The sequence below is a fragment of the Kitasatospora sp. NPDC059599 genome, assembly GCF_042735125.1.
GTDB lineage: Bacteria > Actinomycetota > Actinomycetes > Streptomycetales > Streptomycetaceae > Kitasatospora.
In genome coordinates this window covers 45,905-68,270 of sequence record NZ_JBHWCL010000016.1, presented here as the reverse complement: position 1 = coordinate 68,270, position 22,366 = coordinate 45,905, and the positions used below count along the sequence as shown (strand labels likewise).

The 22,366-nt window shown below is 74.1% G+C and carries 17 protein-coding genes; 4 read left to right on the top strand and 13 right to left on the bottom strand.

The window, feature by feature from the left end; genetic code table 11:
• Nucleotides 1-189: 189 nt before the first annotated feature.
• On the bottom strand, nucleotides 190-1,305 hold the full coding sequence (locus ACFV04_RS08915) for a PucR family transcriptional regulator (protein ID WP_380527785.1): 1,116 nt from the start codon (nucleotides 1,303-1,305) through the stop codon (nucleotides 190-192).
• Nucleotides 1,306-1,477: 172 nt separating this feature from the next.
• Nucleotides 1,478-2,284 (bottom strand): GntR family transcriptional regulator, encoded by an 807-nt coding sequence (locus tag ACFV04_RS08910; RefSeq protein WP_380527783.1) that lies wholly within the window; start codon nucleotides 2,282-2,284, stop codon nucleotides 1,478-1,480.
• A 223-nt stretch (nucleotides 2,285-2,507) separates the two neighbouring features.
• Here ACFV04_RS08910 and ACFV04_RS08905 point away from each other — a divergent pair, with 223 nt between their 5' ends.
• On the top strand, nucleotides 2,508-3,269 hold the full coding sequence (locus ACFV04_RS08905; RefSeq protein ID WP_380527781.1) for a tyrosine-protein phosphatase: 762 nt from the start codon (nucleotides 2,508-2,510) through the stop codon (nucleotides 3,267-3,269).
• Nucleotides 3,270-3,552: 283 nt separating this feature from the next.
• Here ACFV04_RS08905 and ACFV04_RS08900 read toward each other — a convergent pair whose 3' ends face one another.
• Nucleotides 3,553-4,398, bottom strand: a complete 846-nt coding sequence (locus ACFV04_RS08900; protein WP_380527778.1) for an ABC transporter permease — start codon at nucleotides 4,396-4,398, stop codon at nucleotides 3,553-3,555.
• Complete coding sequence (locus ACFV04_RS08895) at nucleotides 4,395-5,306, bottom strand: ABC transporter ATP-binding protein (protein ID WP_380527776.1); 912 nt, start codon at nucleotides 5,304-5,306, stop codon at nucleotides 4,395-4,397. The genes ACFV04_RS08900 and ACFV04_RS08895 overlap by 4 nt, the downstream gene beginning before the upstream one ends.
• A gap of 134 nt (nucleotides 5,307-5,440) precedes the next feature.
• On the opposite strand from ACFV04_RS08895, the gene ACFV04_RS08890 reads away from it, so the two are divergent.
• Complete coding sequence (locus ACFV04_RS08890) at nucleotides 5,441-6,619, top strand: sensor histidine kinase (protein WP_380338943.1); 1,179 nt, start codon at nucleotides 5,441-5,443, stop codon at nucleotides 6,617-6,619.
• The gene (locus ACFV04_RS08885) at nucleotides 6,616-7,278 is read left to right on the top strand and encodes a response regulator (RefSeq protein WP_380338946.1); all 663 of its coding nucleotides are present in this window, start codon (nucleotides 6,616-6,618) and stop codon (nucleotides 7,276-7,278) included. The genes ACFV04_RS08890 and ACFV04_RS08885 overlap by 4 nt, the downstream gene beginning before the upstream one ends.
• 106 nt (nucleotides 7,279-7,384) lie before the next feature.
• Here ACFV04_RS08885 and ACFV04_RS08880 read toward each other — a convergent pair whose 3' ends face one another.
• The 8 genes from ACFV04_RS08880 to ACFV04_RS08845 form a co-directional block, all read right to left on the bottom strand.
• Entirely contained in the window at nucleotides 7,385-8,047 is a 663-nt protein-coding gene (locus ACFV04_RS08880) for a hypothetical protein (RefSeq protein WP_380527773.1), read from the bottom strand.
• Between the two features lie 123 nt (nucleotides 8,048-8,170).
• On the bottom strand, nucleotides 8,171-9,190 hold the full coding sequence (locus tag ACFV04_RS08875; RefSeq protein WP_380527771.1) for an N-acetylglucosamine kinase: 1,020 nt from the start codon (nucleotides 9,188-9,190) through the stop codon (nucleotides 8,171-8,173).
• Nucleotides 9,191-9,338: 148 nt separating this feature from the next.
• Nucleotides 9,339-10,652 carry a 6-phospho-beta-glucosidase gene (locus ACFV04_RS08870; protein ID WP_380527769.1) on the bottom strand — a complete coding sequence of 438 codons (1,314 nt, stop codon included), beginning with the start codon at nucleotides 10,650-10,652 and terminating at the stop codon, nucleotides 9,339-9,341.
• Nucleotides 10,652-11,572 (bottom strand): carbohydrate ABC transporter permease, encoded by a 921-nt coding sequence (locus ACFV04_RS08865; RefSeq protein ID WP_380527767.1) that lies wholly within the window; start codon nucleotides 11,570-11,572, stop codon nucleotides 10,652-10,654. Before ACFV04_RS08865 ends, ACFV04_RS08870 begins: the two co-directional genes overlap by 1 nt.
• Before the next feature lie 21 nt (nucleotides 11,573-11,593).
• On the bottom strand, nucleotides 11,594-12,610 hold the full coding sequence (locus ACFV04_RS08860; protein ID WP_380338954.1) for a carbohydrate ABC transporter permease: 1,017 nt from the start codon (nucleotides 12,608-12,610) through the stop codon (nucleotides 11,594-11,596).
• A 27-nt stretch (nucleotides 12,611-12,637) separates the two neighbouring features.
• Nucleotides 12,638-13,957 carry an ABC transporter substrate-binding protein gene (locus tag ACFV04_RS08855; protein WP_380339133.1) on the bottom strand — a complete coding sequence of 440 codons (1,320 nt, stop codon included), beginning with the start codon at nucleotides 13,955-13,957 and terminating at the stop codon, nucleotides 12,638-12,640.
• Nucleotides 13,958-14,167: 210 nt separating this feature from the next.
• Nucleotides 14,168-15,358, bottom strand: coding sequence for an ROK family protein (locus ACFV04_RS08850; protein WP_380527765.1), 1,191 nt, complete (start codon nucleotides 15,356-15,358; stop codon nucleotides 14,168-14,170).
• Nucleotides 15,359-15,660: 302 nt separating this feature from the next.
• Nucleotides 15,661-16,830 carry a mechanosensitive ion channel family protein gene (locus ACFV04_RS08845; protein WP_380338960.1) on the bottom strand — a complete coding sequence of 390 codons (1,170 nt, stop codon included), beginning with the start codon at nucleotides 16,828-16,830 and terminating at the stop codon, nucleotides 15,661-15,663.
• A 491-nt stretch (nucleotides 16,831-17,321) separates the two neighbouring features.
• Here ACFV04_RS08845 and ACFV04_RS08840 point away from each other — a divergent pair, with 491 nt between their 5' ends.
• A complete protein-coding gene (locus ACFV04_RS08840) occupies nucleotides 17,322-17,966 on the top strand; it encodes an HNH endonuclease (protein ID WP_380338963.1) in 645 nt (214 codons plus the stop codon).
• Between the two features lie 120 nt (nucleotides 17,967-18,086).
• On the opposite strand, the gene ACFV04_RS08835 is transcribed toward ACFV04_RS08840, so the two are convergent.
• Nucleotides 18,087-22,034 (bottom strand): beta-N-acetylglucosaminidase domain-containing protein, encoded by a 3,948-nt coding sequence (locus ACFV04_RS08835; RefSeq protein ID WP_380527761.1) that lies wholly within the window; start codon nucleotides 22,032-22,034, stop codon nucleotides 18,087-18,089.
• Nucleotides 22,035-22,366 lie beyond the last annotated feature (332 nt).

Sequence of the window (22,366 nt, the reverse complement as noted above, 5' to 3'; positions counted from 1 at the left end):
CGGCACCGCACTTCGGCGCCGGGGAGATCATGACAGTGGGGGAGCCCGCCGCACATTGCCAGGATCCGGCAATCTTTACGGCCCTTTGACACCCTGGTACGCGCGACCCGCGTGACACTGCAACAGCCGGGCAACAGGGCGACCGCCGGGCTGTCGCAGCGGGCCCGCGCGGGTTTGGCGGGGACGGGTCTAGAGGGGCTGTTCCGGCCAGTTCAGCAGCCGCGCGCCCATCGCCGCCGTCTCCAGCGTGAAGCGCTGCAGCGCGTCCGCCGGGTCGTACCCCGTGAGCGCCTTGATCCGCTCCAGCCGGTAGCCCAGCGTGCGCACGCTCAGCCCCAGCCGGCGCGCCGCCTCCGCGTTCACGTACGCGGCCTCCGCCTGCACGGCGATGGTGTCCAGCAGCGGACGGGCGCCGCCGCGCGCCTCGGTCAGCGGGCCGAGCACGCTGCGCACCAGGTCCGCCATCGCCGCCCGGTCGCGCATCAGCACCGGGAAGACCAGCAGGTCCTCGGCCTTCAGCAGTTCGGTCGGCAGGCCGAGGCGGTGCGCGTAGTCCAGCGCGTCCAGCGCCTCCTCGTAGCTGCGCAGCACCCCGCTCGGCCCCGAGTGCCGACGGCCGGTGGCCACCCGCAGCACCGGGCGGTAGCCGGGGCCGGGATGCAGGGACAGGTCGGCGAAGGCCTCCAGCACGGCCCGCTCGGAGTCCGGGGCGATGCAGACCAGGCGACCGTCCTTGCCGGCCAGCAGGACGTCCCGTTCGCCGAACCGCCCGGCCAGCTCCCGCTCCACCCGGTGCACCAGCGGATGCACGTCCGCGAACGGCTCGTCGCCCACCGCGACCGCCACCGTGTACGCGCTCGCCAGCCGCAGCCCGAACCGCTCCGCCCGTTCGGCGAGCAGGCCGAGGTCACTGCGGCCGAACAGCAGGTCGTCGATGAACTCCCGCCGGGCCGCCTCCTCCTGACGGATCGCCAGGCGCTGTGCGCGCTCGTGCCCCTCGCCGAGCGCCGCCAGCGCGGCGTCCGTGGCGGCGAGGACGGCGTCGCCCATCCGGCGCAGCTCGTTGACGCTGCTCGCGGCGGCCGTCCCGGGCAGTGTCTGCCAGGCCCGGCGGGCCGCCGCCAGGCAGTGTGCCACCACCTCGCGCATCCCGTACCCGGCCTCGGCGCAGTGCTCGCCGAGCTTGCGCAGACCCTCCAGCTCGTCGCGCCGCAGCAGCCGTCCGGTGCGGGAGGCGTCGGCGAGCAGGACGAGGTAGGCCTCGGCCAGCTCGGTGGGTATGTCGTGCTCGATGCCCTCGGTCACCGTGTCCTGCCATCCCCCGTACGACCTGGTATTTCGGCGCTGAACACTAGCAGGAACGGTCCGCCGGGGGCCGGGTGCGGCCGACCCTGGAACCCGTGCGGGACCGGGCGCGGGACGGAGTGTGGGACCGGGCGCCGACCGCAGGTGTACCGGGCCCGGGTGCCACCCGCCGCTACCGGTCCCGGAAGTGCAGCACGAACCGGGCGCTGCTGCCGTCGATCCGCCGCCGCACGTACAGGGTCGGCGTGCCGTCCGGGGTGCAGCTGACGCCCTCGCGGACCAGCAGCGCGGTGCCCGGCGGGATGCCCAGCAGTTCGGCGTCCGCGAGGTCCGCGCCGACCGCGCCGAAGGCCCGCCAGTCGTACTCCAGCTCCACCCCGGCGGCCCGTGCCAGGTCCAGCACCAGGTTCCCGGGACGGCCCGGCCGGACCAGGTCGGCGGGCAGCGGGCCGAACGGCACCCAGTAGCTGCAGGCCGCCCGGGGCCGCCCGCCCAGCCGGATCACCGAGTCCACCCGGAACAGCTCCCGGGGCTCGCGGCCGAGCCGGCGGGCCGCCTCCGCGTCCTCCGCCGAGCCGGTCACCTCGGGCGCGGCCACGACGAACTCGCCGTCGCCCGGGTCGCCCTCAACGCCCGGGTCGCCGTCCCGGCCGCGGTCGGGCAGGGCCGCGTGCACGCTGCCGAGGTCGAAGCGCTGGCTGCGCGGGTCCACCGCGATCGACACGCGGACGGCGGGCGGGCGGACGAAGGTGCCGACACCCCGGCGGATCTCCACCACGGCCGCCCGTTCCAGCTCCGCCACCGCCTGCCGCACGGTCAGCCGGTTGACGCCGAACTCCGCGCTCAGCTCCGGCTCGCTCGGCAGCCGGGTGCCCGCCGGGTACGTCCCCGCGTCGACGCGCTCCTGGAGCCGGCGGGCCAGGCGGCGGTACAGCGGGGTGCTCGGGGTGTCCGGGGTGTTCGGGGGGTTGGTCGCCACACGCTCGATCCTACGAAGCCCACCGGCCGGTGCCCGCCGCGTCCCGGCTCCTGTCACCCGTCCCGTTCGGGTCGCCCCGGTGCGCGGGCGGGGGTGGGATGGAGGGAGCGCCGTCGGTCGCCGCTTGCCCGGCGACCCCCGGAGGGGTTAGACATCTAGACGTCTAGATGTCCACCCGGACATCCGCCCCTCCCGAGCGCGGCTCCACCGAAAGGCCTCCCGCATGTCCCTGGTCAACTTCCGCGACGCCGCCGCCCTCGGTGACCCCGAGGGCCGGTGGGTCCGCCCCGGCGTGCTGTACCGCTCCGCCCAGCCGTTCCCGGCTGCCGACGAGGCCGTCGTCGCCCAGCTGCGCGCCTGCGACATCCGGACCGTCGTCGACCTGCGCGACCCGCGCGAGACCGACCCCGCCGACTGGGCCGCCGCCGAGGCCGCCGGGATAGCCGTCGTCGCGGCCCCGGTGAACCCGGCCACCGACGCCCTCACCGCGCGGATGAGCACCATGGCCACGGCCGCCGACCTCGGCGACTTCTACGTGCTGCTGGCCGAGTCCGCACCCGAGGCGGTCGCCGCCGCCGTCGAGGCCACCGTCCGCCCCGGCGCCGTCCTGCTGCACTGCGCGGCCGGCAAGGACCGCACCGGTCTGCTGACCGCCCTCCTCCTCGACCTGCTCGGCGCCTCCGCCGACCGCATCGTCGCCGACTACGCCCGCACCACGGACGCCCTCCCGCAGATCTTCGCGGGCCTCGCCGAACGCCACCGCACCGCCCTCAACGACCGCACCACCTCGCGGGTCACCGACTCCCGGGGCCGCAACCTCACCATCCCCGCGCCCCTGCTGGAGGCCCCGGCCGAGGCGATGGCGGTCTTCCTCGACCGCGTCCGTTCCCACCACGGCGGCGCCGCCTCCTTCCTCCCCACCTGCGGTGTCCCGGCGGCCACCCTCACCGCCTTCCGCACCAAGGCGGGCGCGGCCGCGGTCTGAGCACCCGCGCCGGAGCGCCCGCGCCATAGCGTCGCGCCGCCCCCGCCCGGCCCGGCAGCGTGCCGGGCCGGGCGGGCGTGCCGGGTTGGGGGGTGCACCGATGACCGCACTGCGCGAGATCCGCGACGGCAGCGCCGACCGAGCCGACCACGACGGCCGGACGATCGTGCCCTACCAGACCTACCAGACCTACCAGGCCTACCCGCCGCCCGCCGCGACCGTGCGGCGCCTCGGCATCGGCCGGCCGGTCGGCGGCCCGCTCGCCCGACGCCGGACCGGTCCCTCACACGTCCCGGCGCCGCACCACGACCACCGTGACCGCCACCGCGGCGACCGCCCACACCCCCATGGTGATCCAGGAGTCCAGCACGCTCGGCGCGTACTTCCCCATCGTCGTCGAGGAGCCGGGCCTGATCGTGAGCCGCTGCACGGTGGCCAGCGGCAGGTGGGTGCCGATCTCCTTCAGCCACCGGTAGCGGTCGCCGCCGAACATCATCGGCAGGATGAACATCAGCATCACCAGCGAGACGATCGACGCGGTGGCGTGCCGCAGCAGCGCGCCCAGCGCCATGCCGATCAGCGCACAGGCCGGCACGATCGCCGCGTAGCCGAGGACGGCCCGCAGGCAGCCCTGGTCGGTGAGGGAGAGCCCGACGTGCCGGGAGGCGAGCATCGCGTTGGTGGCGAGGAAGGATCCGGCCGACACCACCACCCCGGCGAGCGTGGTGATCCCGCCGATCAGCACCACCTTGGCCGCGATCACCCCGCGCCGGTCCGGCACCGCGGCGAAGGTGGTGCGGATCAGGCCGGTGGTGTACTCGCCGAACACGGTGATCGCGCCGAGGCTGCTGGCCGCGATCGCCATCAGGTCGCCGGAGATGCTGCTGAGCCCGTGGAACAGCGGGTCGTAGGTGTACGGCGACTGCCCGGGCATCGGCGTGGGCGGGTGGTCGAGGTACGGCAGGTCGGAGTGGACGGCGTTGAGGTTGACCGCGATCGCCACCAGTGAGGCCAGGGCCAGCACCCAGTACGTCGAGCGCAGGGAGCGCAGCTTGATCCACTCGGCGGCGAGCAGGTCGGTGAACCGGGGTGCCGGCTCGGCGAAGCGGGGTGTGGCGGTGGTGCTCATCGGGTCTCTCCAGCCGGGTACTCGACGCTGTCGGCGGTCAGGGCCATGAACGCGGACTCCAGGGAGGACGTCCGGGTGGCGAGCTCGGTCAGCACCACGTCGTGCCGGCGGGCCAGTTCGCCGATCCGCTCGGCGGACAGGCCGGTGACGATCCCGAGCTGCGGTTCCACCTCGGTCACGTCGGCGCCCTGCGCCCGCAACGCCTGCGCCAGCAGGGGCAGTTCGGTGGCCCGTACGGTCACCGAGGTGGCCGCGTTGCGGGCCGAGAACTCGGCGAGGCTCTCGTCGGCGATCAGTCGGCCGCGGCCGATGACCACCAGGCGGTCGGCGGTGTGTTCCATCTCGGCCATCATGTGGCTGGAGACGAAGACCGTACGCCCTTCGGCGGCGAGGCGGCGGAACAGTCCGCGCACCCACAGGACACCCTCCGGGTCCAGGCCGTTGAGCGGCTCGTCGAACAGCAGCACGGGCGGGTCGCCGAGCAGGGCGCCGGCGATGCCGAGCCGCTGCTTCATGCCCAGCGAGTAGCCGCCGATCTGCCGACCGGCGGCCTTGCCGAGCCCGACCTCCGTCAGCACCTCGTCCACCCGCCCGAGCGGGATCCGGTTGCTGCGGGCCAGCGCCGACAGATGGGCCCGGGCGCTGCGCCCGCCGTGCACGTCGCCCGCGTCCAGCAGGGCGCCGACGTGGCGCAGGCCGCGCGGGCGGCCGGCGAAGGGCACGCCGTCCACGGTGACGGTGCCCGCGGTGGGGGTGTTGAGGCCCAGGATCATCCGCAGGGTGGTGGACTTGCCGGCCCCGTTGGGGCCGAGGAAGCCGGTGACGGTGCCCGGCCGGACGGTGAAGGTCACCTGGTCGACGGCCGTGGTGGCGCCGTACCGCTTGGTCAGTCGCTCGATCTCGATCACGGGGACAACGCTGCCGGTCGGCGCCCCGCCTCGGCATCGGGCGCCGGGCCACAACCGCGGGCCGTGGCACTGGCCCCGGGGATTACGCCCGCGGGCCGATGTGTCCCCGTGCGGGCCGCCGCTACCATCGCGTCATGATCATCGAAGGTCGTCGGCCGCTGCTCAAGCGCCTGCCCGCCGGGGTGTGGGTGGGGGCGCTCTGGACGCTCGTGATCGTCTTCCGGGTGTTCACCCGCGAGGACGAGCTGCGCCTCCTCTTCGAGTACGACGGCAACATCGAGTCCATGCCGTTGCTGGTCACCGCGGTGGTCACCACCCTGGTCACGGCGCTGCTGGTCCGGCTGCCGCTGGCCGCGATCGCCGTGGCGCTGGCCGGGTTCCTCTTCACCCTGGGGATGACGAGGGTCCCGGAGACGACGGTGGCGCAGTTCCTGATCGCCGACGTGGTCGTCGGCCACACCGCGGCCACCCGGTCCCGTGCGGTGTCGCTGTGCGCGGCGGCGATGCCGGTCGCGGTGGCCGCCGGGATGCTGTCCTGGGGCGCCTGGAACGGGTACCCCGTCAACCCGATGGCCTTCGGGGCCCTGGCCGGGACGGTCCTGATCGCCTGGCTGGTCGGCAACACCGTGCACCAGGGGCGCGCCCACACCGAGGCCCTGCGCGGCCGCGCCACCGAGCAGGCCGTGACCGCCGAACGGCTGCGGATCGCCCGCGAGTTGCACGACATGGTCGCGCACAACATCGGCATCATCGCGATCCAGGCCGGCATGGGCAGCCGGGTCATGGACACCCAGCCCGCCGAGACCCGCAACGCGCTGAACGCCATCGAGGCGACCAGCCGGGAGACCCTGGCCGGCCTGCGCCGGATGCTCGGCGCCCTGCGGGCCGGCGAGCAGGAGTCCGCCCCGCTCGAAGTCGCTCCGGGGCTGGCCGAGTTGGACCGGCTGGTGGAGCGGAGCGCGGGTGCCGGCGTCCGGGTCGCGCTGACCCGCGACGGCGAGCCGCGCGCACTGCCCGCCGACGTCGACCTCGCGGCCTTCCGGATCGTCCAGGAGGCGGTGACCAACGTGGTCAAGCACTCCGGCACCCGGGACTGCCACGTCACCGTCGACTACCGGCCGGAGGAACTCGCCGTCGCCGTCGTCGACCTGGGCGCCGGACCGGCGGCGGCCGGCCCCGGGACCGGCTACGGCATCGCCGGCATGCGCGAGCGGGTCGCCCTGCTGCGGGGCGAGTTCAGCGCCGGCCCGCGCCCCGAAGGCGGCTTCCGGGTCGCCGCCCGACTGCCGATCCCCGTGGAGGTGGGACCGTGATCCGTGTCGTTCTGGTGGACGACCAGCCGCTCATCCGCACCGGCCTGCGCGTGCTCATCGCCGACGCCCCGGACCTGGAGGTGGTCGGCGAGGCCGGCGACGGCGCCGAGGCCGTCGAACTGGTCGCCCGGCTGCGCCCCGACGTCGCCGTGATGGACATCCGGATGCCCGGCGTGGACGGCATCGAGGCCACCCGCCGGATCACCGCCGACCCGGACCTGCCCACCCACGTCCTCGTCCTCACCACCTTCGACGACGACGACTACGTGTACGGCGCGCTGCGGGCCGGCGCGAGCGGCTTCCTGGTCAAGGACCTCGCCCTGGAGACCATCCTGGACGGCGTCCGGGTCGTCGCCGCCGGGGACGCGCTGATCGCCCCCGGCATCACCCGCCGCCTGATCGGCGAGTTCGCCGCCCGTCCGGACGCCGCCGCCGCGGACCGGCCCCGGCGGGCCGTCGTCGGCGCCGTCACCGAGCGCGAGCGCGAGGTGCTCACCCTGGTCGGCCGCGGCCTGTCCAACGCCGAGATCGCCGAGGAGCTCACCATCAGCGTGGCCACCGCCAAGGCCCACGTCGCCCGGCTCTTCACCAAGCTCGCCGCCCGCGACCGCGTCCACCTGGTCATCCAGGCCTACGAGTTCGGACTCGTCAGCCCGTAGGGACCGCGCGTTCGCGGAGCACCGGGGCGGGCCCGGACGGCCACCCGGTCCGCCCGGTCCACCCGGGCCACCGGGACCGCCCGGGTGGACCGCGGACCCGCTGCCGCTAGGAACCCGCGACCTCGCCGATCGAGGTGATCCGTCCGTGCGGGTCCAGCGCCACGTCGTACGCGTTGCCGTGGCACCCGTAGGGATCCGCCGGATCCCGTTCCGCCAGGCAGTCGTTGAGGTGGACGACCAGGTCCTCCAGCGGCACGGGCCGGGCCGGGTCGCCGTGCGACCGGTCGACCAGGGTGGCCGTGACGCCGTCCGCCGAGAAGCCGTAGTGGACGGCGCTGCCGGTGGCCGTGTAGCGGGCGGGGCCGCAACCGTGGCGGGCGGGGCGGGCGGTGAGTTCGGCGGTGCTCGCGGCAACGACGACGAGGACCTCGTGGCCGGGACGTTCGGCGGGTGCCGTGCAGGTGGCGGAGGCGGAGGCGGCGGCGGAGTCGGAGGCGGAGGCGGAGTCGGAGGAGGGGGCGGTGGCGGTGGCCGACGGGTCCTCGGCGGGTGCGTAGGCCTCCTCCCCGTCCTCCCCCTCCACCCCGTACTCCTCGTCGTCGAGGAGGTAGTCCTCGTCGAGGAAGTCGTCCGCGGCCTCGTCGGCGACGGCGGCGGCGGAGGCGGCGGTCACCGTGGGGCGGGACTCGGCGGGGGTGCAGCCGGTGGCGACGGCTGCGGTGCCGCAGGCGAGCAGGGCTACGGCGAGGAGGTTGCGGGGCACGGCCATGGCACAAGTCTCCCCGGGCGGCGTCGGTTGTCGGTACATAGGTCATACGACAACTACCGAGAGTAGGTTCCCTCCCCCGCCGGACGTGCGGGTCCGGCGGGGGAGGAAGTCTTCGAGGCGGCGTCAGGCCGCCACCGTCCGCGGCCGCTCGTACGCCTTGCGCAGCCGCGTCTGCGCCTCCGCACCCGCCCGCAGGTGGTCGAGTCCGAGCAGGGCCGCGCCCAGGATCGGCGGCGCGACGACGACCCGGGGCTCGGCCAGCGGCGCGGCCCGCGCGAGACGGTCCTTCAGGTTGTCCAGCAGCAGCGGCTGTTCGGAGGCGAGCACGCCGCCGCCGAGCACGACCGGCGTCGGGGAGTCCAGCAGGCCCAGGCGCCTCAGCGCGACCACGGCGAGCCGGACGATCTCGTCGGCCTGGCGGTCGACCAGCTCCAGCGCGACGGCGTCCCCGCCCTCCGCGACCGCGAACAGCACCCGGGCGATCTCGTGCAGCCGCTCGACCGGCAGGTGCCCGAGGTGGACGGCCTCGGCGACGGCGCCCGCACTGGCCAGGCCGAAGTGCCGGGCGATGGCGGGGGCGAGCGCGGTGGGCCCGCCGCGGCCGTCCTCCGCCCGTACGGCGTGCCACATGCTGGTGATGGCGAGGCCGGAGCCGCCGCCCCAGTCGCCGGTGAGTTCGCCGAGGGCGGGGAAGCGGGCGGTGCGCCCGTCCGGCACCAGGCCGACGCAGTTGATCCCGGCGCCGCAGACGACCGCGACGCCGCGCGGGCCGTCGGTGCCGGCCCGCAGCAGGCCGAAGGTGTCGTTGGCGACGGTGTTGCTGACGCCCCAGGGGTGGGATTCGAGGGCGTCGTGCAGGGCCCGCTCCTCGACCGGCAGGTCGGCGTTGGCGAGGCAGGCGCTGACGTGGCTGGTGAGCACGCCGCTCCAGGCCGGGTGCCCGGCCTGGGCGGCGGCCTGCCGGACGAGCGGGGCGAGGCCGGCGACGGCTGCGGCGCCGCCGATCTTCTGGGGTGCGAAGCCGCCGCCGCGGGCGGTGCCGAGGACGGTTCCGTCGACGCCGATCAGGGCGACGTCGGTCTTGGAGTTCCCCGCGTCGATGGCGAGTACGCCGGGCAGGAGGGGTTCGGGCTGGTGGGTCATCGGGTCCCCGCGGCTCGTACGTGGCCCGGCCGGGAAGTCGTCGGCCGGGGGTGCCCGGCCGGGTGGTCGTCGGCCGGGGGTGGACGGTCTCCTCGCGGTGGCCGGCCCGCGCCCCGAGGGGGTCGCGGGCGGGCCACCACGGGCCGGGTCAGGCCCAGACGAGGTGCTCGCGGTTGTGGGCGAGCAGCCGGTCCGTGAGCCGGTCGGCGAGTTCGATCTGGCCGACCAGCGGGTGGGCGAGCAGGGCGTCGAAGACCCGGTCGCGCCCGCCGTGCAGGGCGGCGTCGAGGGCGAGGTGCTCGTACGCGGTGACGGCGGCGACGAGGCCGGCGTACAGCGGTTCCAGCGGGCGCTGGGGCAGCGGGCGCACGCCGGCCGAGTCGACCTCGGCGGGCACCTCGATGACGGCGTCGTCCGGCAGGAACGGCAGGACGCCGTCGTTGCGGGTGTTGACCACCTGGACGGAGGTCCCGCCGCCGGTCCCGAGCAGGGCGGCGATCAGCTGGACGGCGGCCTCGGAGTAGAAGGCGCCGCCGCGCTCGCCGAGCAGTTCGGGCTTGGTGTCCAGGGCCGGGTCGGCGTACATCTCCAGCAGCTGCCGCTCGATCTCGGCGACCCGGGCGGCCCGCGAGCCCTGCTCCTTGAGCTCGGCGACGACCGCGTCGTGCTGGTAGAAGTACCGCAGGTAGTAGGACGGCACGACGCCGAGCCGTTCGATGACGGGCAGCGGCAGGTGCAGGTCGTCCGCGATGTCCTTGCCGAAGTCCCGCAGCAGTTCGGGGAGCACCTCCCGTCCGCCGGAGGCGCCCGGGCCGTCCAGCAGGGTCACCCCGCGCTCCCAGGTGAGGTGGTTGAGCCCGACGTGGTCGAGCCTGACCAGCTCCGGGGCCACCCCGAGGTGCGCGGCGAACTTGCGCTGGAAGCCGATCGCGACGTTGCACAGCCCGACGGCCTTGTGGCCCGCGGTCTGCAGCGCCCGGGTGACGATGCCGACCGGGTTGGTGAAGTCGACGATCCAGGCGTCCGGGTTGGCCCGGCGCACCTGCTCGGCGATGTCCAGCACCACCGGGACGGTGCGCAGCGCCTTGGCGAGCCCGCCGGCGCCGGTGGTCTCCTGTCCGACGCAGCCGCACTCCAGCGGCCAGGTCTCGTCCTGGTCGCGGGCCGCCTGCCCGCCGACGCGCAGCTGCAGCAGCACGGCGTCGGCGTCCGCGACGCCCGCCGCCAGGTCGGTCGTCACGGAGACCGCGGCGGAGTGGCCCTGCTTGGCGAAGATCCGCCGGGCGAGCCCGCCGATCAGCTCCAGCCGCTCGGCGGCCGGGTCGATCAGTACCAGCTCGCCGATCGGCAGGCTGTCGCGCAGCCGGGCGAAGCCGTCGACCAGTTCCGGGGTGTACGTCGAACCACCGCCGACGATGGCCAGCTTGAGCGCGGTGGCGCCGGACGTCTTCGGTGCGGACATCAGCCCTTGACCCCTGTCAGTGTCACGCCTTCGATGAAGGCCTTCTGAGCGAAGAAGAAGAGGACGATCACCGGTGCCATCACCAGCAGGGTGGCGGCCATGGTGAGGTTCCAGTTGGTGTGGTGGGCGGCCTTGAAGGACTCCAGCCCGTACGACAGGGTCCAGGCCTCGCGGTTGTTGCTGGCGTAGATCTGCGGGCCGAAGTAGTCGTTCCAGCAGTAGAAGAACTGGAACAGCGCGACCGCGGCGATGGCCGGCCTGGCCATCGGCAGGACCACCCGCAGCAGGGTGCGCAGGTCGCCGCAGCCGTCGATCCGGGCGGCCTCGATGTACTCCTTGGGGATGGTCATCAGGAACTGGCGCAGCAGGAAGATGGAGAACGCGTCGCCGAACGCCATCGGGATGATCAGCGGCCAGAGCGAGCCGCTCAGACCCATCTGCTTCGACCAGAACAGGTACATCGGGATGACGGTGACCTGCGGCGGCAGCATCATCATCGCGATGACCGCCATCAGTGCCAGGTTGCGGCCCCGGAAGCGGAACTTGGCGAGCGCGTAGGCGACCGGGAGGCTGGAGACGACGGTCAGCAGGGTGCCGGCGCCCGCGTACAGCAGGGTGTTGCGCCACCAGGTGAGGAAGCCGGGGGTGTTCCAGACCTTGCCGTAGTTGCCCCATTCCCAGTGGGTGGGCCAGTAGTCGGTGGTGAGCGCCTGCTGGTCGTCCATCAGCGAGGTGAGCAGGACGAAGACGAAGGGCAGCAGGAAGAACAGCGCGGCGGCGACGGCCAGGGAGTGGACGGCCACCCAGTCGAGCAGTGCGCGGCGCCGGGCGGCCCGGGCGGCGGGGCTGCCGGGGCGGGTGGCGGGGCGGGTGGGGCCGGTCGGGGCCGGCGCCTCGGTGAGCGTGTTGCTGGGAGTCATGGTCAGGTCCTCACTGGCCCGCTAGTCGTCGTTCGCCATGAAGCCGGACTTGCGGCGGAGCAGGATCGAGGTGACGGCCATCGAGATGGCGAACAGCACCAGGGCGACCACGCACGCCGCGCCGTAGTTGAAGCGCTGGAAGCCCAGGTTGTAGACCATCTGCGGCAGGGTCCACGTGGAGCCGCCCGGGTAGCCCGGTTCGAACTGCTGGCCGGAGTTGCCGGCGATGCCGCTGGCGACCTTCCCGGCGACGATCGCCTGGGTGTAGTACTGCATGGTCTGGATCACCCCGGTGACCACCGCGAACATGATGATCGGCGAGATGTTCGGCAGCGTGACGTACCGGAACCGCTGGAACGGGCCGGCGCCGTCCAGCTCGGCCGCCTCGTACTGCTCCCTGGGGACGTCCAGCAGCGAGGCCATGAAGATGACCATCAGGTCGCCGACGCCCCACATGGCGAGCAGGGTGAGTGCGGGCTTGGACCAGTCCGGGTCGGCGAACCAGCCGGGCTGCGGCAGACCGATCTCGCCCAGCAGGTGGTTGACCGGGCCGGTGCCGGGGTTGAACAGGAAGGCGAAGGCGACGGTCGCGGCCACCGGCGGGGCCAGGTACGGCAGGTAGAACACGGTGCGGAAGAAGCCGGCGCCGGTCTTGACCCTGGTGATGAGCATCCCCACGCCGAGGCCGAAGGCGACCCGCAGGCTCACCATGACGACGACCAGCCACAGGGTGTTGCGCAGGCCCTGCCAGAACGTCGGCAGCTGGTCGAAGACGTAGTCCCAGTTCTTCAGTCCGTTGAAGGTGGGCTGGCCGAAGCCGTTGTACGAGGTGAAGGAGAAGTAGGCGGTGGAGACCAGCGGGTAGACGAAGAAGACGCCGAACCCGACCAGCCAGGGGGAGAGGAAGGCGAGGGTGCGGGCCGCCTCCCGGCGGCGCTTCCGGCGCAGCAGGTGCTGCGTGGAGGGCGCCGCCGGGCGGGACGGTCCGGCGCCGGCCTTGCCGCCGTTCCCCTTCCGGGTGCCGAACGTGAGTGACATGGGAGCTCCGTGGGCCGTTCGCGGCGCTTACTTGGCCTGGGCGATGTCGGTGTCGATCTGCTTGGCCGTGGCGGTCAGACCGGCCTGGAGGTCGGTCTGCTTGCCGGACTCGTAGTCGTAGCCCAGGTTCTGCAGGGAGACGATGTAGCCGCTGCCGTTGACGGCCGGCGGGGTGGTGCCGGAGTTGGCGTTCTTGGCGATGTCCAGGAAGGTCTTGAGGTTGTCGTCGCTGACCAGCTTCGGCGAGTCGAGCGCGGCGAAGGTGCTGGGCACGTTGTGGATCGCGTTGGCGAAGCTGACGACCGCGTCGGTGTCGGTGGTCAGGTACTTGACGAACTCCCAGGCGGCGGCCTGCTTCTTGCTGGTGCTGGCGATGCCGACGATGGTGCCGGTCTGGTAGCCGCGCCCGTAGGTGTCGGCCTGGTCGTCCGGGACGGGGAACGCGGCGGTGGCCCACTCGAAGCCGGGCTTGTTCTCGGCGAGCGAGGCGGTGCGCCACTCGCCGTCGAGGGCCATCGCGAGCTGGCCGGTGTGGAAGGGGTTCTTGGCGCTGAACTCCTCGCCGAAGGTCGAGCGGTACTTCTCCAGCTTGGCGTAGCCGCCGAGCTGGTCGACCATGCCCTTCTGCCACTTGAGCATCGCGGCGACCTTCGGGTCGGCGGCGATGTTCGACTTGCCGTCGGCACCGAAGTAGGTGGCGCCGTACTGGCCGAGGTAGTGCTCGGTGGTGGACTCGTAGCCGTGGTAGAGCGGCATGAAGCCGAGCTGCTTGTACGAGTCGCCGTCGGGGACGGTCAGCAGGGCGGCGTCCGCGGCGAACTCGCTGAAGGTCTTGGGCGGGTGGGCGATGCCCGCGGCGGCGAAGGCCGTCTTGTTGTAGTACAGGCCGTACGCGTCGCCGAGCAGCGGCAGCGAGCACTGGTTGCCCTGGAACTGGGTGTAGTTGAGCATCGCGGCCGGGAAGGTTTTGGCCGCGTCGATGCCGCTCTGCTGCAGCAGGGGCTTGAGGTCGACGAAGGCCTTGGTCGAGCAGAACATGCCGACGTTGTTGGTGGTGAAGGAGGAGACCACGTCGGGCGCGTCGTTCCCGCCGGCCCGCAGGGCCTGGTTGACCTTGTCGTCCGGGATGTTGCCGACGGCCTTGACGTGGATGTTGGGGTGGGCCTTCTCGAAGGCGGCGATGTTGTCGTCGATCGCCTTGGTCTCGTTGTCCTGGCTCCAGCCGTGCCAGAAGGTGATGGTGACGTCCTTGCCGCTGGCCGAGTCGTCGTTGCCGCCCGAGTCGCTGGAACCGGTGCAGGCGGTGGCGAGCAGGGCGAGGACGGCGCTGCCGGCGACGGCGACCATCGTGCGGCGGCCTCGGCGGGAGGTGGTGGCGTGCACTTCGAGGTCCTCCTGGGAGTGCGCGGGCAGGCGTCGTTGCCTCGGTTCCCGCGTTCGGGGGTTGGGGAGAGGTGGGCGCAGGGGAGCGTCGGTGGGTGGGAGCGGCGGGGGCGGCCGCGGGCGGGAACGTCGGTGGGCGGTGGCGGCGGCGGTGAGTGGCGTCGGTGGGTGGCGTCAGTGGGTGGAGAAGACCGCCTCGCGGGCGTCCGACAGGGCGCGCTGCAGGGCGCCGAGCAACACCGGCGAGTCGGGCAGGGCGCTGCTGCGCACCTCGGGCCGGGCGATGGAGAGCTTGGCGAGTTCGTCCTCGACGAGCGCGCGCAGGCGTTCGCCGCCCGCGCTGGGCACCGCGCCGGAGAGGACCACCAGCTGGGGGTCGACGACGGCGACGATCACGGTCAGCCCGACCGCGAGCCGCCCGGCCAGTTCGGCGAGGAAGGCGTCGCCGGCGCCCGGGGTGGCCAGCGCCCGGGCGATCGACTCCTCCGCGGTGGGCGCGCCGAGCCCGTGCTCGCGGGCCAGCGCCCGGACGGCGGGCGCGCCGACCAGGGCCTGGTAGCCGCCGAAGTTGCGGCGGCGGGAGTCCCACTCGACGGGCGAGTCGGGCACCGGCATGTAGCCGACCTCCCCGGCGCCGCCGGTGAAGCCGCGGTGCAGCCGCCCGGCGATGACGATCGCGGCGCCGACGCCCGCCTCGGCCCAGAGCAGGACGAAGTCCTCGAACCCGGCCGCCGCGCCGGAGGCCTGCTCGGCGACCGCGGCCAGGTTGACGTCGTTCTCGATGGACACCGGTGCGCCGATCGCCTCGGACAGCTCCTCGACCAGTCGCGGTGAGTGCCATCCGGGCAGGTGGGAGGCGTACCGCAGCTTGCCGGTGACCGGGTCGGGGGCGCCGCCCAGACCGATCGCGACGGCGTGCAGGCCGGTCCCGGTGATCCCGGCCGTCCGGACCGCCCCGGCGACCGCGGCGGCGACCGTGGCGACGGTCTCGGCGGCCGGTACGCCCTTGGTGGTGACGGTGTGCTCGGCCAGCGTGGTGCCGGTGATGTCGGCGACCGCGACCCGGATCCCGCCGTTGGTGACGTCCAGCCCGGCGACGTACCCGGCGGCGGGATTCACCTGGTACAGCTGCGCGTTGGGCCCCGGCCCGCCCGCCGTGGTGCCGACCGGCAGGACCAGCCCGGCCGCCTCCAGCCGGGCCAGCAGCTGGGAGGCGGTGGGCTTGGACAGCCCGGTCAGGGCACCGATCTGGGTGCGGGAGAGCGGGCCGTTCTCCAGCAGGAGTTCGAGGGCGGCCCGGTCGTTGATGGCCCGCAGCAGGCTCGGCGTGCCGGCGAGGGGGGCCTTGGCGGTGCTCTTCGTCATGCCGGAATCCTCCTCTTTCGGCTGGTCGGGGATGCCGCCGGGTGGCTGTCGGACGGCTTCCGTGCGGACGGGCGCGAGCTCCGGGCGAACTGTTAGGAAACTTTCCAGTCGCTTGGCAAGGACGGTAAGGGCCGCGTCAGCGGGGTGTCAATGGTCGGCGGAACGGAGGATGCCGAAGCGTTACCGGACACCACGGAGCCCCGCCCCCACGACCGTGGGAGCGGGGCTCATCGTCTCGTTCACGCGGCCCCCGCCCGCGGCCCCGCCGTACCGGTGGCCGGTGGCCCGGCACCCGGGAAGTCCTACAGCTCGGACTTCGGCACCGCGATCGGCTCGCTCGCCCGGAACCGGGCCGAGTTCGGGTCGGCGAGCGCGGACGGTGCCGCCTGCTCGGCCGCGGGGGCCGGCGCCGGTGCGATCACCACTCCGGTCGCCGCGCCCGCCGTACCGGCCGCCGCCGGGGCCTCCTCCTTGACCTTGATCCCGGCCCGGTCGAAGGCCACCTTGAGCCGCTGCCGCAGCGCCCGGGAGACCGCCGCCGACTTGCCGGGCGCGGTCCGGGCCTCGACCCGCACCATCACCGAGTCCGCCGCGACCGACTCCACGCCCAGGATCGACACCGGCGCCCAGACCAGCTCGTCGTACGGCGCCTCCTTGGCCAGTTCCTCGGCGGTCTGCAGGATCAGGTCCTCGACCCGCAGCAGGTCCTCCTTGTAGCCGATCTGCACGTCCACCGAGGCGGTCGCCCAGCCCTGGCTCATGTTGGCGATCCGCTTCACCTCGCCGTTGCGGATGTACCAGATCTCGCCGTTGGCGCCGCGCAGCTTGGTCACCCGCAGGCCGACCTCCAGCACCGTCCCGGTGGCGACCCCGGTGTCGATCTCGTCGCCGACGCCGTACTGGTCCTCCATGATCATGAAGACCCCGGAGAGGAAGTCGGTGACCAGGTTGCGGGCGCCGAAACCGATCGCCACACCGGCCACACCGGCGCTCGCCAGCAGCGGTGCCAGGTTCACGCCCAGCGCGGAGAGCACCATCAGCGCCGCCGTGCCCAGGATGGTGAAGGAGGCCACGCTGCGCAGCACCGAGCCGATCGCCTCCGAGCGCTGCTGGCGCCGCTCCGGGTTCACCACCCCGGTGTTGGCCAGCAGCCCGCCCAGCCGGCTCTCCTCCTGGTGCTCGGGGGAGCGGGCCATCCGCCCTATCAGCTGGGTGATCAGCTTGCGCACCATCGCCCGCAGCACCAGGGCCAGCAGCACGATGAAGACGATCCGCAGGCCCGAGGCCAGCCAGCCCTGCCAGTGGGTGTCGAACCAGCTGGCGGCCTGCTTGGTGGTGTCCGAGACCTCCTGCGCGCTGGTCGGGATCCGCAGGTCCAGATTCGGCAGCTGCCCGGTGGGGCTGGGGGCCGGCGTCGGGGCGGAGGGCGTCGAGGACGCGTCGGACAGACCGGTGGCGCCGGAGCTGAACACGTGCGGACCTTCCTTGCTGGATTGCGTGTCGGGCCCGCACCGCCGGCAAGCGGCCCGGGGGACCGTGCGCCTTAGCCTATCCGCCGCCGCACACCCGCCCGGACACGCCGGAGGCCGTCCGCGGCCTTGCGGGAAGCCGCCCGAGGGCGTACAGGACGGCCCGGACGCCCCGTCAACGCCCCGGTGCGCTCCCCCCGGACCCCGGCCCGGAGGCCGTCCCGCCCGGCCCGGCACTGCTCCGACCGGCCGAGTCGTCCCCCGGGAGGGCCACCGGAGGGTGCCCGGGCGGCACCCGGGTGCAACCCGACCTTCCCCGGGCATACCGGTTATGACAGAGACCACACCCGGAGTTCACGTCAGGTCCGTTACACAGGAGTGGTGGCGCCGTACAACGGCGTAAGGCGACACTGGGGTAGATCGCGCACTCGTTGTGCGATCCAACCGCTCGTCCCGGCGCGAGCCACGCGCCGCAGGCGTCCAAGGAGGCATCCGTGCCGCATGTCCTGGTCCTCAACGCGTCCTACGAGCCACTCGGCGTCGTATCGATGCGCCGCGCACTCATCCTGGTCCTCAACCACAAGGCGGTCAGCCTGGAGGACTCGGGAGTCACTCTGCACAGCGCCACCAGCGCCCTTCCGGCGCCGTCCGTCGTCCGTCTGACCCGCTTCGTCCGGGTCCCGTTCTGCGGGCCCGTCCCGCTCACCCGCCGGGCGCTGTTCGCCCGCGACCACGGCCGCTGCGTCTACTGCGGGGCCGCCGCCACCAGCGTCGACCACGTCATCCCGCGCAGCCGGGGCGGCCAGCACCGGTGGGACAACGTGGTGGCCGCCTGCCGCCGCTGCAACCACACCAAGGCCGACCGCCACCTCACCGAACTGGGGTGGCGGATGAAGCGCCCGCCCGCACCGCCCAGCGGACTCGCCTGGCGGATCATCGGCACCGGCATCAAGGACCCGCGCTGGCGCCCCTACCTGGAGCCCTACGGCGGCGGGGACCAACTGCGCGCCCCACAGTGGGGCGAGTACGAGCACCACGACCATACCGAGGCCAACCACTCGGTCCCCATCGGCCGGGCGCACGGCGCCCACTCCTCTCCCGTCCGCCGCGGCGAGCAGCCCGAACCGCTCTCCGCCTGACCGAAGCGACACAAAGGGCCCGCCCGTCACACCGTCGGCACGCGCCTCATGGGCCGCCGCGCCCCCCGCACCGGGGAGCACGGCGGCCCGCCGCCGTTCTCGTACCGGGCCCGCCTCCGGCTACGGCTTCTGCGGCGCCGCCGGCGGAGTCGTCGCAGGGGTGCCCGGCGCGCCGGCCGGCTGCGCGGGCGGCTGCGCCGGCTGGCCGGCCGGGGGCTGCGGCTGGGCCGGCGGGGTCACCGCGTACAGCTCGACCCCCCACAGCGAGTAGCCGTACTTGGTCGCCCGCGCCACGCCCTGGACCCGGACGAACCGGACGCCGGGCGCGTCGAAGCGCACCGTCTCGTCGCCGCCCTTGCCGTTGTCCACCGTCGCCGCGTCCGTCCAGGAGTTCCCGTCCGCCGAGACCTGGATCTTGTACGAGGCGGCGTACGCGGCCTGCCAGTGCAGCACCGCCGCACCCAGCCTGGTCGCCTGCGGCAGCTCCAGCCGCACCCAGGCGTCGTCCTTGGCGGGCGAGGACCAGCGGGTCTTCGGGTCGCCGTCGGTGACCGCCGAGGCCGGGAAGCCCGCCGCCTCGTCGCCCGAGGAGGTGGCCTTCGCGCCGAGGGCCAGGTCCGCGCCGCCGGTCGGCGGCACCACGTGCACCTGGAGCACCTGCCTGACGGTGGTCGTCCCGGCCACGAACTGCACCGGCACCTGGTACGTCCCGGACGGCGTGCCCGGCGCGGCACTGACCAACAGCGGCACGCCCACCCGGCCGCCGCGCGGCACGGTCACCGGCCCGGCCGGGGTCACGGTCAGGCCCTTGGCGGCGGCAGGCACGTCGGTGCGCAGCTCGCCGGTGGTGCCCTCGGGGCGTCCCGCCTCCACGGTGGCCCGGGTCTGGGCGGGCGCGGACGCACCGGTGACCACGTCCAGGGCCGGGTCGGACAGGCTCAGCCGGGCCGCCGGGGCGTCCGCGTACCAGGGGATCACCTGGTTGACGACCGGCGGGTCGCCGCCGGGCTTCCAGGTCATCCGGAACGCGTCGGCGACCTGCCCGCCCGCCGGCAGCTCGTTGTAGCCGGGCTGCACGGTGCCGATGTCCGCCCAGGTGCCGTCGGCCCGGCGCACCGCGACGGTGGCCGTGGCGCGCACGCCCGGGTCGGTCAGCACGGTGAGCCGGTCCAGCGGACGGGCGGCGCCGAGCTCCACGGTGAGCGGCTCGTCCTGCGCGGTCGGGGCCTTCGCGGCCCGGTACGCGGTGTCCGGATTGCCGTCCAGCACGGCGGCGGCGGAGGAACCCGGCAGCGCGTCGGGGCCGCCGGTGACGCTCGCCGGGGACTCGTCCGGGGCGCTGACGGTGAACTCGCGCACCGCGACGGCGGTCTTCTGCGCGGCGGTGGCCCGCAGCCGCACCGCCCGGACGACGGTGCCCGGCGGGAGCTGGGCACTGACCGTCTTCTGGTTCTTGACGACGGCGAGCTGCTTCCAGCCGCCCGCGCCGGTGGAGTACTCCAGCACGCCGTCGCGGATGTAGTCGTCCACGGCGGTCCGGGCGTCCGCGCCGTTGCCCCAGCTGCCCATCAGCACGGTCACGTTGCTGACCGGACGGCCCGCGCCCAGGTCCAGGCCGACCGCGTCGCCGGGCTGCGGCGGAGCGGAGCTCCAGTAGAAGGTGTCCGCGACGCCGTCGGTCATCAGCGCGGGCAGGTGGTCCTGCGCGGTGCCCATCGTGGTGGTCGCGGTGACCCCGCCGCTGACCACGCCCGCCCAGTTGTCGGCGGCCCGCACGGCGCGTTCCAGGAACGGGCCGAGCACCCCGGCGCCGATGGTGGCCGGGGCGCGGTCGAGCTGCTCGCGCAGCTGGTTGAGCTCCACCCGGGCCTTCCAGGCCGCGGCGCCGTCGCCGCCGTGCTGGGCGAGCAGCATGTTCAGCGCGGCCTGTCCGGCCAGCCCGTAGTCGCGCAGCGGTCCCAGCCACGGCGCGGCCTCGCCGGCCAGCTGGGCGGTCGCCGGGGTGCCGACCAGGGTCTGCTGGGCGGTGGCCATCGCGGCGAAGGACTCCCGCAGCGGGGCGGCGGCCTCTATCAGCTTGGCGAGGTCGGGCGCCACGCCGGAGGTCGGCTCGGCGATCGCCCAGAAGCGGTCGAGCAGCGGCGTGAGGTAGCCGGACTCCTGCTTGGACAGCGGCGAGGAGGTGCTGTTGCCGGCGAGCGCGGTGACCGCGGGCAGCGCCGTCCCGGCGGGCGTCACACCGGCGCCGGTCGGCCCGGCCAGCGAACGCACGGCCGCCTGCCAGGACTCGTCCGACTTGTAGCCGACCGGGTTCCACGCGAAGTCGCCGGCCGTGGAGATCGCTATCCGGGAGGCCACCGGCTGCTGCATCGCGCCGGTCAGCATCACCGCCGAGCGGGTGGCCACGCCCGGGTCGCGCCCGGTGTAGGCGCCGAGGAAGAGCCGGTCCGGATTGGCGTCGTTGACCGGGTAGTTGTCCATCGTGACCAGCGGGTGGCCGTACAGGTCGGCGGTGTCGGAGGCCTGCGCGGTGGTGATCTTCTCCGGGATCACCCCGACCCCGCTCCAGGCCACCTGCACGCCCGCCGGCAGCGCCGCCGCCAGCGCCTTGCGGTACGGGGTGGCGCCCTGCTGGTGGTACTCGGTCGGGACGACGGACAGCGGTGCCAGGCCCGGGTTCTTCGCGATCAGCCGGTCCTGCACCGTCTTCACCAGCTCGGCCTGCGCCTTGGCGGCCGCGGCGGGCCCGGTGCCGTACTCGTCGCGGTCGTCGTCGCAGTGCCACTCGTCGTAGCTGACGTCCAGGAACTGCAGCTGGAACGCGGTGAAGCCGATCTTGCGCAGCCCGTCCAGCTTCGCCACCAGCGCGTCCACGTCCTTGCCGGAACTGAAGCAGAGCGACTGCCCCGGGTCGATCGCGTAGCCGAGCGTCACGTGGCTGCGGCGCGCCCGGCCCGCCAGCTCGCGCAACTCGTCCGCCTGCGCCGCCGGGTAGGCGTTGCGCCAACGGGAGAGCCGGTACGGGTCGTCACCGGGCGCGTAGAGGTAGAAGTTCTGCTTGGACCGGCCGAGGAAGTCGACCTGGTCCAGCCGCTGCTGCGCCGTCCACGGGGTGCCGTAGAACGCCTCGGCGGTGCCGCGCACCGGCGCGCCGCTCGGCCAGTCCCGCAGCGTGATCCCCGGCAGGCCGAGCCCGTTCGCGCCCGCCGCCTGCCCCTGCCCGGCCGGCACGGCGGCCAGCAACTGGCGCAGGCTCTGTGCGGCGTAGAAGGTCCCGGTGGCGTCCACGCCCGCCAGCACCACGGCGCCGTACGTCCCGCCGCCCTGCGCGGGCAGCTGACCGGCCGACAACACGTACCCGCCGGACGGCAGGTTCGCGGTCGAGGGCGCGGCGCCCTCCTTGCCGCCGGCCGCGGCGGTCAACTGCCGCAGCACCCGGTCCACCTCGCCGCCGGCACCCTCGGCGGGCCCGCCGACGTACACCACCAGCGAGCCGGCCGCGGGCGTCCCGCCCTCCCCCTGCGAGGTCACGTCCGTCGTCCCGGCCACCGCCAGCACCTCGCGGACCGCCAACACCGCGCCGATGTCCGCCTTCGGCGACGCCACCAGCGTCACCGCGCCCGGCACCACGACCGCCTTGCCCGCCACCGTCTGCTCCTGCGGCCGCGGGAACACCTGCGGGTCGGTCACGCTCCCCAACGGGGTCTGCGGGGCGGTGCTCACCACGTCCGTCCCCGGCGTCGCCGCGTACGCCGCCGACGGCAGCGGCCCCGCCAACAGCCCGCCGACCACCGCGGCCGCCGCCACCCCGGCCGCGATCTGCATCGCCCGCCGGCCCGGCCGCCCCGCCGCCCGCTCCGCGCGCACCGACGCCAGCAGCGGCTCCGTCCCCTTGAGATCGGCGATCAGCCGGTCCGCCGTCCGCGGCGCCAACTGACGGCACGTCCGCGCCGTGGCCCGCCGAGCCACCAACGCCGCCGGGTGCTGCAGCACCTCCCGCAACGCCGGACTCTGCTCCAACTGCGACCTCAGACGCCGCCCGGCGGCGACGGACACTCGGGCTTGCACAGGAGCCTCCTCGCCAGGCACAACGACATCGCCGCAACCCCACCAGCTACCCAACCCGGTGTCAACGCCACTGACGGCTATGACCGTTTTGCCGTGTTCGAGCCCATGTCGGACCGTCCCCGCGGCCCGCGCACAGCCCCGCCCCGAGTGCCCGGAACTCCGCCGCCCGAACCACTCCGCCGCTGGTCAGGTCCGGTCCGTGACGATTCCGTGACGATCCCGGGGAGGCCCTGAACCCCCGTCACCACGGCCTGCCCCAAAGCCACCCCGGCCACCCCGCTGCCTGGCGAAGCGGGCCTGGGCACTCGACCGGGGAGCGGTACTCAGGAAGG